The organism is Undibacterium sp. GrIS 1.8 (assembly GCF_040544445.1).
GTDB lineage: Bacteria > Pseudomonadota > Gammaproteobacteria > Burkholderiales > Burkholderiaceae_D > Undibacterium.
Map to the genome: position 1 here is coordinate 29,211 of NZ_JBEONQ010000024.1, position 14,495 is coordinate 43,705.

The window sequence follows — 14,495 nt, forward strand, 5'->3', positions numbered from 1 at the left end:
TCTTTCAACCTAAGGTAAGACAAATGGCAGATCAGCATGTGGATTACCTGGATGGTTGGCGTGGCCTTGCGATTATATTTCTTCTGATCGGTCATTTTTTTCCTATCCCCGGTATCAATTTTGGTCGTGTTGGCGTCGACTTCTTTTTTGTCCTCTCTGGTTTTTTGATGTGTCGTCTTTTGTTTATCAAAAATGTACCGATCAAAACCTTTTATCAGCGTCGTATTTCAAGGATATTTCCAGCGCACTTTGCATTTCTTGCTCTGGTCTTGCTGTACTTTTTCTTGACTGGAAAAAATATCAACTGGAGCGAGACGCTGATGGCGAGTCTCTTCATCAATAATTACTTTCCAGGAGAGGTCGGCCATGCCATCATGCCTTTCGGGCATATCTGGTCATTGAGTGTAGAAGAGCATACTTATATTCTGCTGACGCTCATTGCTGTGGCAGTGCGTCAGAAATATATTGATGTACGTTACGCTATTGGCAGCGTTAGCTTGCTATCAGTTGTTTTAGGTGTGCTCTACTGGCAGCATTTCCCTCCCGGTCAATTGGAGTACGAGCTCTGGGCGCATTCTGAAATTTCTGCTTTCGGTATTTTATTCTCTGGTTTGCTGCTGCTGTGTTTGCAGAGAGTCCGTATCCCGACCTTACCCGTGTTTGTCTATCCCGCTTTGATATTGCTTGGCTTGGCATGTTACTGGTGGTCAGTACCGTTGCCTGTCCGGGGTTTTATCGGCGTTGGCTTGTTTGCATTCACATTGAACGCACTTTCGACTGCGCCGGCGATTGTAAAAAAAATCCTGTCATGGACCTTACTTAAGCAAATCGGTTTGTGGTCTTTTTCAATCTATTTATGGCAACAGGTTTTTTATCTGGCACATCACAGAGATGGCTTAGCTACTTGGCTTGCAGTGTGCCTGGCCATATTCTGCGGTATCGCTTCATATTATTTGATTGAAAATCCTATGCGCCATTTTCTGAATAAGCGATGGACCAAATCTGAATGATCTTATGGTTGGATGTATTCAAAAGGCCGACCTGGCTTTGTGCATTGCTTACTATCTGACAAAGGCCTAACATGTTCATTGAACACAATAAAAAGACAAAGATGATTGCGATCTTTGCACATAATGAGTCACAAAAAATTCTTGCCTGTCTGGCGAGTGTTAAGCGCGCCATCTCTAATGACGATCGATGCATCGTCTTGAATAACGGTAGTAGTGACAACACGGGCGATCTGGTTCGCGCATTCATGTTGGACAATCCATTCTGTTCTTTGCAGGAGATCCACGTCGGTGATAAATCCAATGCCTGGAATGTCTTCATCCACGAGCTAGATGCACAAGCAACGCATTACTATTTTTTGGATGGTGATTGCGAATTGTTGCCTGATTCCCTGGACATGTTAGAGCAAGCTTTGACGGATCACCCAGAGGCACATGTTGCGGCGGCCTTACCCGCAGAAGGTATCGGTGTAGCAGATAAAGAATTGTTACTGCGGGACGGTGGCTTGTGCGGCAATCTATATGCTTTGTCAGGTACTTTTGTTACGCAGCTTCGCGCTGGCAATGTGCGTCTTCCCATCGGTTTGATCGGTGATGATTCCTTGATCGGTGCGCTGGCTTATTGGGATTTAAATCCCACCCAGAGCTGGGATATGCGCCGTATCTATATTTGTGAACCTGCGCGTTTTTACTACGAAGCTTTGTCACTATTATCTTGGCGCGATCTGCGCTTGTATTACCGTAGAAAAATCCGCTATAGCTTGCGCTACTTCCAAAATAAATTGATCAAATATCCGCTGAAGTCCAAAGGATTACAGGGCTTGCCTCAGCATATCGATCAGCTTTATGTCGAATATCCAGCCGAATTACGATTACGTTTTCGTGGAATCGACACTTGGTTTGACTGGTTAGCGTTACGGCAGATTAAGATGAGCATCACGCATAGATAGCGAGTTGTCATACGGTTGTTGGAATACGCTTATTTCGACAAATATCAGATACTCCCCATTTTAATATGACAAATAGCCTGATTGTCCATAGATTGATTGGATGATTAAAATATACTAATCAAGAGTATGTTTAAAATGCCACGAAAAATCTTAGCCGTAACATTAAAAATTCTGATTGCTGATCCCGGACTGCTGCGTCACTTCTAGCGACAGGTCGCGCTGAAAGTAAAAAAGATTGCCAGAGCAATCTTTTTTGATACTTGACGAGCTCAGTTGAACTCGTTACTTTGCATTAATTACTTAGCTTGTTTGCGACGTGCCATACCCAAGCCCGCCAGCCCTAAACCTAATAAAGCAACCGAAGCTGGTTCCGGAACACCGTTTGGAGGTGGCGGAGGTGGCGTCACTACGCTCGCATCCAGAACTAAGTTGTCGAATTGATGGTATGGGAAGCCTTGACCCCAGGTAACTGAATCCAGGTCGCTAAAGTTAACGAAGTCAAATGTATGGAAACTGAATTGGTCTGTGAATTGGAATGACTGGGTAACGGTACCGCCGCCATGGACATTACCTGTGAAGGTGATGTTCTCACCACCGTCAAAGGAGTAATAGTTATTCAATGCCGCTAAATCTATCGAATTCAGTGCAAAAGTGTTGCCATCAACTTTACTCAATACCGTTACACCCGAGCCCAAATTGTCATTAAACAAGCTGGCGGAGCCGTAATACCAGGTCATGATTTGGCCGTTGTAGAGGAAGTTTACATCGCCTGTACGTGCAGAATCAAAGCCACCGCTTGGATCTTGTGTCTGGAACAGGAAACCGCTTTCTGTATATGTCTTAGGACTTACGAAGCCTGTACCGTCGGTAGTTAATGAATCAAACCCGATCGTGGTTGCATGGGACTCAACGGACAGTGCTAACGCGGTAGATACGAGCGCCGCGCGAATGAATTTATTTTTCATGACAATAACCCTCAACAAGAAACGATTTTGTATTTCAAGCAAAAATCATACCTTATTACGCAGGCCATTGAAAAATAAGCTTGTTTTGTTAAAAATCGTTAAATTGCATCGGTTTTTTAATAGATGTGTAAAACAATTCGACAGCTATTTCTCCTTTTTTTCTGCTGCAACCAATGATGCTACCTGCTGAAACAAAGCTGGATAATCCGTTATACAACTGGCTTTTTCTTGTTGAATCCGGCGCTGATTCTCTACTGCGTTACTAGCCACAAGCTCAGTACCAAAGATCATCGCACGACTCTGTCCGATTTTATCGGACAGTATGCGTGCCAAGATCAGGTTGCCTAAACTCTGTTTAAAATGCCCAGCCTCCCAATACCATTGGGTCGCTGTTTTTAGGTCATTTTTTTCAGGAATCCGCTCACACTGCTGAGTGCCATATCCGCTGAAATCCCATAGCTTGATATGTACATTTGGATACTTGGCATTGGTTGCTGCAATTTCTTTGATTAACAGTTCTTTCCACTGCTCAAACGCTGGCCACAGACCCGTTTCTTCAAACATCGCCAGTATTTGCGCGTGGTAAGGATAGATGATGATATTGGCGTCCGTTTTATCTTCAGCGATCATGCTTAAAGTCGCACGTAAGCCATCCAATTCTGGCGAGCTGCCGCTGGCCGGAAATACCAAGTCATGTGGTTTTTGACTGAAGGTTTTTGCATATTCCAGCGCTCGTTGCTGGAATATGGCGTAATAGCCTTCTTCCCGTGCGAATTTTTTATATTCCAGCAGGGGATTCATACCACGTGGACTAATCGTTTCTGCCTCTGGATTTTTTTGAATTTCTAAAGTCTTGAGCGCATCGTTGACCGAGGTCAATGAAAACAGTGCATCAAATTGCCATTTAATCCCGTTCACATCATATTGGCTGACAGGTGTGATTACGGCTGGCGGTATAGGCTTGGTGGCATCAACCAGATAATCCAGAAAATCGACGCCTAGCAAGACAAATGCAGGCTTTTGTCCCGAGGTTTTGAAGTAGCTTAAGTCACGCCTTGAGGCACCAATTTTGGTACCAGATAAAGCCATGTTGTAAGCCGACAGACCGGCCTGATGAAAGCCTTGATATTCCGGATTGAGACCATACTCAGCACGAGAATTGCCGAAGATCAGCGCGCTTGCGTTAGTGCGGCGCGCATTGCTCAGTTTGATCTGTTCCTGATAGCGATCTGGTTGTGGTTTGACCGCATTGAACCCAGGCACATCGACGACTCTATACAGACGATAAGGGTCCACTACCACTACCAGTGCAATCGCTGCAGCAATACCCAATAATATGACGATGCAGGTCGAACGTAGAAAACGGACAAATGATGTTTGATCAGACATGTCGTTTCCTTAAAACTGAAAATATAAAAATTCTGCAGGCCGATTGATGAGTAGCAGACTGGCGACCATAATCATCCCCACCCACACTGCCCATTTCCAGCCTGGTGTCCAGCTCATATAACGTTGGATGAAGGCCGGTGCGTTATCTTTGCCGCTTTGATAGTCCAGCGCCGGATCGAATTTATCCATGATCTGCTGCGTATTTGGCAGCAGGAACGCGATGCCGGCCGCGATCAAAACCCAGGTATAGGTTTGTACAAAGCGCGTCCCGCCACCGAGATAAAACGTGATTCCCATTTTTTCTAATACTATTTTTAATCCGCCAAGATGGGAGCCGATGGTTTCTGGCAAGCCGATACCATAGACGTTGAACATGCCTTGAATAATCGAGCTGGCGCGATTGAAATCGGATGCCCTGAAAAAAACCCAAGCGATACAGACCGCGGCAAAAGTTAAGGCAATGCTAAACAACTTCCAGACCAAAGAATTACGAGGTAAACGTGAGGCACTAGCGATACCAACCCAGGCATGATTTAACATCAGATAGACGCCATGTAGCGTGCCCCAAATTACAAAATTCCAGCCTGCGCCATGCCACAGTCCACCCAGCACCATAGTGATAAACAAGTTGCAATAACGTCGCACGGAACCTTTCTTATTGCCACCTAAAGCGATATATAAATAGTCGCGCAAAAACCGCGACAAGGTCATGTGCCAGCGACGCCAAAATTCAATAATATTCACCGACTTATAAGGCGAATTAAAATTCAGCGGCAGCTTGATACCGAACATACGCGATAGTCCAATCGCCATATCGGAATAGCCAGAAAAATCAAAATACAGCTGGAAGGTATACGCCAGCACTCCGCCCCAGGCAATCAGTAGCGATGGGGTATCTGTTTTATCGAAAAAGAAGCTGGCATGCGGCGCCAGACTATCGGCGATCAATACCTTTTTGGCGAGACCCATAGCAAAAATCGATAAGCCAACTGCCATGTTTTTGGGGGACCATTGATAGGTTGCGGCATTACCAAACTGCGGCATCATTTCTTTATGGTGTAACACCGGTCCAGCGATCAAATGAGGGAAGTAAGTGACAAATAAAAGGTAATGTACAAAGCGATATTCTTTGACCTTGCCTTGATAGGTATCGACCAGAAAAGCTATTTGAGTAAAAGTAAAAAACGAAATTCCGATCGGTAAAATGATATGCAGCGCATCGAGTTTAGATCCAGTCAGATAATTGACACTGGAAATATAAAAATCCGCATATTTAAAATAAGCGAGCAGCGCGAGATTGGTAACGACGGCAAAAATTAGCCACGGCTTGGCCTTAGAGTGATCATTGGGATGATTGCGATCCATATGGCCTATGCGCCAGCCAGCCCAATAATTGAATGCGATAGAGCCTAGTAACAAAGGTAGATAGCGATAATCCCACCAGCCATAAAAAAACAGCGAAGCCAATCCTAGCCATCCTGCTGCTAACTGATGGCTACGTTTCGCCAACGCAAAAAATACGATGGCAGTGACTGGCAAAAACAGCAGTAAAAAACTGAAAGAATTAAAAAGCATCGCTTAGAATCATTCTTAAAAATAGGTAAAAATTATCAGCATCAGCTTGTTAGATCACTAAAAAATGCGGTGTGACTTTGAAGGCCGCAGCCGGCTCAGGCTTTACCTTGATGTGGTTTAGAGATGCGGCGGATCTGATCCGCAATCGCACCAAAGCTGCGATCAAATATCATGGCAAACCAATTTTTCTTATGTTCCGTAAATTGCCCGATCACATAAGTAAATAAGGCGATCAAAACTGAGATACAGAGAATATCCATCAAGCTAGTCGCATCGTGCGGGTAGAAGCGCAGCCACATCGATACCACCAGCATGTGTGCCAGGTACAGTGTAAAAGTGTAAGACGAGATGGCGCGTATGCTATGACTACATTTTTCCAGTAAGGAGAATTCTGCATAGCGCGCACAATAAAAATTCATCAGAATCATCAGGCAGACTAGGTAGTCCTCCAGATAACGACTGGCACTGCCCAATGTCAGTGATTTGAAAGGCCAGATCTGCGCACCCCAGGCTAGCAAGGATTGATCAAAGTCAGAATATTCGTAAACGCCAAGCGCAATTAGACTCATACACCAACCGAGTCTTGCCATGTTGACGCTGAGAGGGATTTTGTTTTGGTGATGGTATAGAAATACGCCACTCATCCATACGGGTAACAATAGCCAAAGTTTGTGTCCCAGGATTAAAAAAACGATGCCACCCAACAGGATGCGTTTGTATGAGGAAAAATAATAGAGGGTTGCAAAAAATACGTAATACCAGACTTCATATCCCAAAGACCAATAGGGGATGAGCCACGGCGGGATCTCAGAAAAATTCCATAACTCTCCCAAAAACAGAAGATGAAACGGAATATAAAAATACGCTTTAGAAACTTCGTAGTAAGGCGCAGCCCCATCGCCGTTCGGGAAATAAGTGTTGCATACGTAGTTCAATAAAAATGCCAGCAATAAAAGCGGCAATGCAACCGAGTAAATCCTGGCACAGCGAGCAACGGCATATTCACGCAAGGACTGCTGCTTGGTCTGCGTCGTATAGGCAATCACGTAGCCTGATAAGACGAAGAAAATAATCACCGCTTCCCGACCTAGTTCTGGAATAAATTGCCGGGCACTGCCGCCGACAATTTTTTGCGAACTGAAGTGATCTAACACCACAAATAGCGATGCCAGAAAACGAACAATGTCGAGGTAGAGGGAATATTGCTTGTTCATAATGGTTGATCAAATTTCAGACTGACTCTTGCTTGTGTCCAGATTGGTGTATCTGGTTAGTGCTGATTGCATCTGTCAGCATGCGTCAGATTAGAGTGAATTTGAATATACTCCCCATTAAATTTAAGAAATATGCTTGATTGTCCAATGATTATATGGATAATTAAAATATACCTATTGGGAGTATTTATTTCTCTCTAGGTGGGTAAGCTCAGACGGTCAATTTATAAACCGCGTAAGCCAGTCAGCCGGCTGTATATCTGCTTATAACGTGCAACGCTAATCGGCCAGTTTCTCTCGGTTTCTACATAGCGACGCCCAGCTTCACGCAGGGCTGGCCATTGTTGTGGCGCATCCATCAGCGTACCGACTTTTTGAGCCAGCGATTGCGGGTCATCTGCTTTAAACAGCACGCCGGTTTTACCGTCTTCAATCAATTCTAAATGCCCGCCGACATCGGACGCGGCTAACAAGCGTCCTTGCGCCATGGCCTCTAAAGGTTTGAGTGGTGTGACCAAATCAGTCAAGCGCATGGACAGCCGCGGGTAGACCAGTACATCCAGCAAGTCGTAATATTGCTGAACCTGCTCATGTGGCACCCGTCCGGTAAAGATCACTTTGTCGTCAATCCGGAGTTCTTTTGCCAGTTGCCGTAATGCGCCATCTTGTGGCCCGCCACCCACCAGCAGTACCCGCAAATCTGGTGCGTGCGTCAACATCAACGGAAATGCACGCAGCAGGACGTCCAGGCCTTCGTAGGCGTAAAACGAACCGATAAATCCGATCAGGCGTTTATCTTGCAACCCTAATTTTGCTTTCAGTGCGAGGTCAGCAATCCCACCGACAGAGAATTTATCGATATCGACTGCATTGGGAATCACAGTGACTTTGTCTGCAGCGATGCCGCGTTGTACGATATCTTTACGCAGGCCTTCACAAATCGTGGTGATTGCGTTCACACGTTTTAAAGCATATGTTTCCAGCCCACGCGTCACACGGTAGCGCAAGCCGAACTCTTTGGCCGTGCCGTGATCGACTGCGGCATCTTCCCAAAAAGCACGCACTTCATACACCACAGGAATACCAAATTTTTTGCCGGCGCGGAGTGCCGCAATCGCGTTCAGGCAAGGGGAGTGTGCATGCAAGACATCAGGCTTGATAAGCGGAATGATCTCGGACAAGCGACGCGTCAATCCATCAATGACGGCCTTTTGATTTAGTACGGGTAATTTGGCGAGTGGCCCGTTGATTGCGGGCGTCCGATAGAAATGTAAGCCGTCGACATCTTCCTCCAGATCCGCACAAACGCCTTGTTTGGAACCAGTGACATGAAAGGTGTCCCAGCCGAGTGCTTGTTGCTCGCGCAGAATGGAACGGGTACGGAAGGTATAACCACTATGCAGGGGGATTGAATGATCCAGAATATGCAGAACACGCATGATTAATGTTTCCCCGCAGTGTTAGTCGTCGACGTGCTGGCAGCGGACACGCCATTCGTACGTAAAAAAGCATCAAACATCAAGACGGACCACAAAGAGACACTATGGTCTTTTAAGCCAGACTGGTGCTGATCGACCATTTGTTCCAGATAACTTTGATTAAAAAAGCCCGTATCTAGTAAGGCGGGATTGAGTACAGCCGCCCGCACTTTTTCGCGCAAGGGACCACGTAACCAAGTCCCGAGCGGAATAGAGAAACCCATCTTCTTCCGGTACAAAATATCATCGGATAAATGTGGCTTCAGAGATTCTTTAAAAATATGTTTACCTTCGCCGCCCTTGAGTTTGACCGAGGATGGCAAGCCTGAAACCCATTCTACAAACTGATGATCCAGCAAAGGGACACGGACTTCCAATGCGTGCGCCATACTGGCACGATCGACTTTGGTCAGGATGTCACCAGGCAAATACGTTTTCAGGTCAATATATTGCACCATCGATAAAGGATCATCTGTCGGTGAGTTATTGGCGTGACCACGCATTACTTCAATCGCCCGATAGCCTTGTAGCTCACGACGGAATTTATCGCTAAATAATTGGTCGCGTACCCGATCTGGCAGAATCGAAACACCGTGAAAGTAACCCTCAACCAGATCACGAGCTAAGGCTTCAAACGTGGTCTTAGCGCGGAACATACGAGGTGCCCAATCGGCTTTAGGATAATACGACCCAAGAAAGCCAAACAGTGGTTTGCGCAGCGCCAGTGGCAATGCAGAACGTACTCTTTGCTCGGCCATGGCATAACGATAGCGACGGTAGCCTGCAAAATTTTCGTCACCGCCGTCGCCCGACAATGCGACTGTCACACGCTTACGCGCTAATTGGCAAACGCGATAAGTGGGAATGGCAGAGCTATCGGCGTAGGGCTCGTCATACAATGCCGCCAGCGTATCAATCAGGCCATAGTCGTCTTTATCCACGGTCTCGGTGTGGTGCCGTGTATGGTATTGATTAGCGACTTGTGTAGCGTAGGCGGACTCATCAAATGCCGGATCATTGAATGCGATAGAGCAGGTATTAACAGGCTCATTTGTCAGCCCCGCCATCATGGCAACGATTGCGCTGGAGTCGACACCGCCGGATAAAAAAGCACCCAGTGGAACGTCGGCAATCATATGGCTTTGGACGGTCTCCCGCAGACGGACGATCAGCTCTTGTTCCATCTCCGGTTCGGTCATGGGCGCATGCGCTTTGAATGGTGCATCCCAATATTTTTTAGGTTGTACTACGCTGCTCATTGCGCCTGCATGCAGCGTCAGCGTGTGTCCCGGCGCCAGCTTGAGCGCACCTTTGAAAATAGTTCTTGGTTCCGGTACATAGCCGTAAGCAAAATAATCTTCTACCGCACAAGGATCAATCTCGCGCACCAAAGTCGGTAACGATAGTAAGGATTTTAATTCTGAGCCGAATGCAAACATGCCATCCGGCAGAAAAGCATAATGCATCGGTTTGATTCCCAGCCTGTCCCGCGCCAGAAATAATATTTTTTTATTTCTATCCCAGATCGTAAATCCAAACATGCCGCGCAAGCGATCTACACAAGCTTCACCCCACTGTTCCCATGCGTGCACGATGACTTCCGTATCACAATGCGTGCGGAAGCTGTGACCAAGCGTGATTAGCTCTGCCATTAAAGCTTGAAAGTTATATATCTCTCCGTTAAACACGACAACGACGCTATGGTCTTCGTTGAACAGCGGTTGCTGGCCTGATGACAGATCAATGATGGAAAGACGACGGTGACCAAAACCCAGGCCATGCTCGATATGTAAGCCACCTTCGACAGGGCCTCGATGATGTTGAGTTTCGTTCATGCGGTGCAGCACATCTCTGTCGATGGCGCGCTCTCCTCGCATGTCAAAAATGCCGACTATTCCGCACATATTATGATTATTTCTTTCAAGGTCATTTCAGTTTTATATGGACTTTAATTTTGTATGGCAAAAGTGATTGTATAGATCGGTGTACGCAGCCAACATCGCATTGATACTGTAATACTGCTTTATACGCTTACGACCAGCAGTGCCGTGTAAGCTAATCAATTCGGGTTGTTGTAGATAGACTGCGATGGCATTCGTTAATGCATTAGTGTCATTGGGCGCAACCAGCGTCCCTGTGACATGATCCACCACTAATTCTGGAATACCACCAACACGGGTGGCAACGATGGGTAATCCGCAGGACATTGCCTCCAACATCGTGACGGGAGTGCCTTCGGCGATAGAGGGTAATACAAACACAGAAAATGTCTGCATGATTTCTGCAATATCACTACGTGCCCCGGGTAGCCAGACTACATCAGAGATACCGGCCTCGTTGATTTTGTTAATCAGTGCAGGTCGCAGTGGACCATCGCCGATGATGACTAAACGCATACGGGATTTATCGGCTGGCAATTGCGCTTGCAATTGAATAAAAGCATCCACCAGCGTGGCATGATTTTTTACATCCTGAACTCGTCCAACCGTGCCAATCACAAAGCTGTCAGGAGGGAATATCGTCGGTAAATTCAGTGGCGTTAATGAAGTTGCTTTATCCACCTCAGGCTGAGGGTTAGAACTTTGATGCGCGCTGAATTTGTTAGTGTCAACACCATTGTTGATGAGTCGGTTTTTAGCATCGGGTATACCAACCACGCTCTTGAGCCAGCGTTGCAGGTCGCCCGAAACCGGCACATAACAATCCACAAATGGGACTAACAACTTGCGCAGTAAGTTATGTTTTTTATTTTTACCGTCGGGATCACCGGCGTCACGTCCGTGTTCAGCATGAATGCGAACAGGAACCCCAGCCAAGCTTGCAGTGAGTGCGTACTCAATTGCAGATAGGTTATACGTATGCAGAATTGTTGGACGCAACTGCCGTAATAACTTCCAAAGTTTAAGATGTGTACCTAAGCCGAGTCCCGGCGCTTTATCTAAAGAGAAAAGCTGAACATTGGCTTGTGTAATTTTTTGTGCAAAATCGGTATAGCCAGTAAGACAGACAATCGCATGGCGATATTGATCTGCTGGCATGCCGTTCACACACTCCACTAACAATGTTTCTAATCCACCGAAATCTAAGCGGTAGATTAAATGCACGACGAGAGGAATGGGCTCTTGGGTCATTTTGCTAATGAATGTCATTGCTTCTTATTGGCCGCCAGCGTTTTTTCAAGCGTCGTCATATTACTGTCCAGAAAATGACGCATTACCACGCGAGCCTCATCAGGATTTGCAGTGTAAGGCGCAAACACAGCCAGTGCCGCACCATCATCTCCGCGCATCAGAATCTCTTCTTTTGTTTGTAAAACTTTTCCTAAGTAATCATTGCTGGTAAATTGCCCGCCCACCCAATACCAATGCCAGACGAGAAGCGGCCCGGCTGCGCTTTGCAGTCTGCTTTCTCTAAGGGACAGGGATTGCTTGCCGATGGTCTCTTGACGAACAGAGCTGCCGACGTTGAACCAGACCGGATCTTTTTCTGGCACTAATTTATTCGAAGAGCTGATCAATCCTGCGCCGCGACTTTGGTTGCGGTAGTACAGTACAGATATACCTAAAGCCTGCTTGTCTTGCGAGAAGAATTGATAAAGCTCCGTTTTAGCAGGAGCGAAATACGGTTTCCAATCGGTGAATGCGGTAGTCGGCTGCCAATCTGGATGAAAACTGTTAAGGATCGGAGTGGCAGGATTGAAGCTGGTTCGCGCAAGATAATTTCCATACAGCGGCCAAATACCTAAGCTGATAACTACGCCAATGAGTGCGATGAACAATCGTGATACAGGTACGGCTTTTACCTGCTCAGACTCTTGATTTGCGGTAGTTACTGGCAATACTTCTTTTTTATTTTCATGCCAAAAACTACCAATCCAAAACATCAAGAACATGACCAAACCGAAAAATAACCAACCGTAGATCAGATGATCAACACCAACTGCCAATTGCATCCCACTCAAATGACCAATCATCACGATCATATATGCCCGCATGCCATTGGCAATGATGGGTACGATGATGGAGAGCAGTACAAACATTAATTGGCGGATACGTGACACATAAGTGAGATATGCGTATAAAAAACCAAGCGTGATCGACGATATTAAATAACGTACGCCACTGCAGGCTTCAACGACCGACCAGCTTCCTGATGGAATTTCAAAACTAGCTCCGTTACGTAATACAGGTATGCCGGTGGCTTGCAGCGCAGCGACTGTAAAATCTGCCGTGAAATTAATGAGCGGTTCGATGAAGACATCGCCAAAAGGTACAGCAAGCAATAAAAAGAATAATGGGAATGCCATTTTCCATGAAATGCGCAGCCCCAGCATTGAAATCACAATTGCTGGCAACATCGCTACGAAGGTATATTGCCGTACTACCTGGACATCACCTAAATCCGCCAATAGCCAGCCAAATCCGCAAGCTGCTATAAGTAGTAATCCAGGCCAATAAGGCGCTGGTGAAAGGGTGCTTAATACTTGGCGTCGCTTCCATATCAGCCATAAACTGATGGGCAAAATAATGTAACCATGAGCGAACGTTTCCGAACTATTCCAGATCGCAACAATAGATTGTGCAGTCCCAAAATAAATCAGGAATGGTGTAAGTAAAGCAGCGATCAGTATCAGCACTATTGATGCATTAAACAATCCTGCGTTTGACTTGACGGACAGGGTACTCAAGATGCTTCCTTTGTGGCGATTTCCGATAAAACGGAAGGTGTGGCGTCAAGTAAGGTATCCAACATCGCCAGATTGCTACTCCAGCCATATTCTTGTTCTACTTTATGACGGGCTGCAGGACCAAGTAATCCATCGGGCTTGGCTAATAAAGCCGAGATGGCAGAGATAAATTGCTCGCTTATTTCAGCAACAATGAGTTCTTGATTTGGTATGGCATGAATACCCTCTAAAGCTTGAGGTGATACGACAACGGTTTTTGCCATTGCCATTGCCTCTAGCACTTTATTTTGAATACCACGTGCAATACGCAAAGGGGCAACAGAGACACCTGCATGCGCGATATACGGGCGTACATCCGCAACAGTACCCGTGACATAGACACCGGGAAGCCTGGCCAGGAGTTGTACTTGGTCGCTGGGTCGTGAGCCAACGATATAAAAACAGGCAGCAGGATTTTTTGCGCGGATTGATGGCAATATATCTTCGGCAAACCACTGCACGGCGTCGATATTCGGCCAATAATCCATGGCTCCGGTAAATACGATGACCGCTTGACCCTGTGGATAGGGATTGAGATAGTCTGGTGCTGGCGAAAAATATTCAGTATCGACACCGTTACTGAAGAAGCCGATTTTATGTTTACTCTCCGGTGCTAATTGCTTGAATAAACTTGCCTCCGCAGCGGAGACGAACAGTGAGGCATCGAAATTTTGCGCGATTTTTTTTTCATATCGTAAGAGTTGTCGACCTTCTCGGCGGTATATCCAGTTCATAGGCCACAATTTCTTCTCTGCATATTGCAGCCACTTATCTGAATCAATATCGACAAAGTCAATCACGCGACGCGCCTCCGATGCATATTCAACATATTGCGCCATCGCTGATGAAAATATTAGTACTCGTCCTATCGATTTCTCTGCCATCAATTGAGCGACCCATGCAGATAAATCAGCGTCGCGATAATAGTCGAGACTGAGCGCACGGTTACTGATCAGTGCACCCAGGCTGCGCAGTTTAGCCTTGACCGGATTTAACTTGCCGAAATAGGTTTCGCCACACCATTGTTTGACGATATCAACATACTGCCAATCATCGGGATCATCCACAAAAGTACCCAAGTGAACTTGATAGCGCTTAGTCAAATGCTTCAGCAGATGATAGGAGCGTATCTTGTCTCCCTTATTGGGAGGGTAGGGGATGCGATGCACCAAAAGCAGTATATGTTCCACT

11 protein-coding genes are annotated in these 14,495 nt (G+C 46.2%); 2 read left to right on the top strand and 9 right to left on the bottom strand.

Translation table 11 applies throughout. The features are described 5' to 3' along the window. Nucleotides 1-23: 23 nt before the first annotated feature. Both AAKU64_RS12790 and AAKU64_RS12795 read left to right on the top strand, forming a co-directional pair. Nucleotides 24-1,010 carry an acyltransferase family protein gene (locus tag AAKU64_RS12790; protein ID WP_354362215.1) on the top strand — a complete coding sequence of 329 codons (987 nt, stop codon included), beginning with the start codon at nt 24-26 and terminating at the stop codon, nt 1,008-1,010. A 71-nt stretch (nt 1,011-1,081) separates the two neighbouring features. After that, on the top strand, nt 1,082-1,957 hold the full coding sequence (locus AAKU64_RS12795) for a glycosyltransferase family A protein (protein ID WP_354330169.1): 876 nt from the start codon (nt 1,082-1,084) through the stop codon (nt 1,955-1,957). Between the two features lie 296 nt (nt 1,958-2,253). Here the strand turns inward: AAKU64_RS12795 and AAKU64_RS12800 are convergent, their stop codons facing one another. From AAKU64_RS12800 to AAKU64_RS12840, 9 genes are all read right to left on the bottom strand, one after another. Further along, complete coding sequence (locus AAKU64_RS12800) at nt 2,254-2,937, bottom strand: PEP-CTERM sorting domain-containing protein (protein WP_354362216.1); 684 nt, start codon at nt 2,935-2,937, stop codon at nt 2,254-2,256. A 129-nt stretch (nt 2,938-3,066) separates the two neighbouring features. Next, nucleotides 3,067-4,311 carry a hypothetical protein gene (locus AAKU64_RS12805; RefSeq protein WP_354330173.1) on the bottom strand — a complete coding sequence of 415 codons (1,245 nt, stop codon included), beginning with the start codon at nt 4,309-4,311 and terminating at the stop codon, nt 3,067-3,069. Between the two features lie 9 nt (nt 4,312-4,320). Further along, complete coding sequence (locus AAKU64_RS12810; protein WP_354330175.1) at nt 4,321-5,886, bottom strand: MBOAT family O-acyltransferase; 1,566 nt, start codon at nt 5,884-5,886, stop codon at nt 4,321-4,323. 95 nt (nt 5,887-5,981) lie between these two features. Further along, on the bottom strand, nt 5,982-7,100 hold the full coding sequence (locus AAKU64_RS12815; RefSeq protein ID WP_354362217.1) for an acyltransferase family protein: 1,119 nt from the start codon (nt 7,098-7,100) through the stop codon (nt 5,982-5,984). Nucleotides 7,101-7,324: 224 nt separating this feature from the next. Beyond that, nucleotides 7,325-8,539: a TIGR04063 family PEP-CTERM/XrtA system glycosyltransferase gene (locus tag AAKU64_RS12820; RefSeq protein ID WP_354362218.1), complete on the bottom strand. Its 1,215-nt coding sequence runs from the start codon at nt 8,537-8,539 to the stop codon at nt 7,325-7,327. 2 nt (nt 8,540-8,541) lie between these two features. Then, nucleotides 8,542-10,482 carry an XrtA/PEP-CTERM system amidotransferase gene (locus tag AAKU64_RS12825; protein WP_354330181.1) on the bottom strand — a complete coding sequence of 647 codons (1,941 nt, stop codon included), beginning with the start codon at nt 10,480-10,482 and terminating at the stop codon, nt 8,542-8,544. 33 nt (nt 10,483-10,515) lie between these two features. Next, nucleotides 10,516-11,727 (bottom strand): TIGR03088 family PEP-CTERM/XrtA system glycosyltransferase, encoded by a 1,212-nt coding sequence (locus AAKU64_RS12830; protein WP_354330183.1) that lies wholly within the window; start codon nt 11,725-11,727, stop codon nt 10,516-10,518. Further along, complete coding sequence (gene xrtA, locus AAKU64_RS12835; RefSeq protein WP_354362219.1) at nt 11,724-13,265, bottom strand: exosortase A; 1,542 nt, start codon at nt 13,263-13,265, stop codon at nt 11,724-11,726. Before xrtA ends, AAKU64_RS12830 begins: the two co-directional genes overlap by 4 nt. Continuing rightward, nucleotides 13,262-14,494 carry a TIGR03087 family PEP-CTERM/XrtA system glycosyltransferase gene (locus AAKU64_RS12840; RefSeq protein WP_354330187.1) on the bottom strand — a complete coding sequence of 411 codons (1,233 nt, stop codon included), beginning with the start codon at nt 14,492-14,494 and terminating at the stop codon, nt 13,262-13,264. The genes xrtA and AAKU64_RS12840 overlap by 4 nt, the downstream gene beginning before the upstream one ends. Between the last annotated feature and the right edge of the window lies 1 nt (nt 14,495).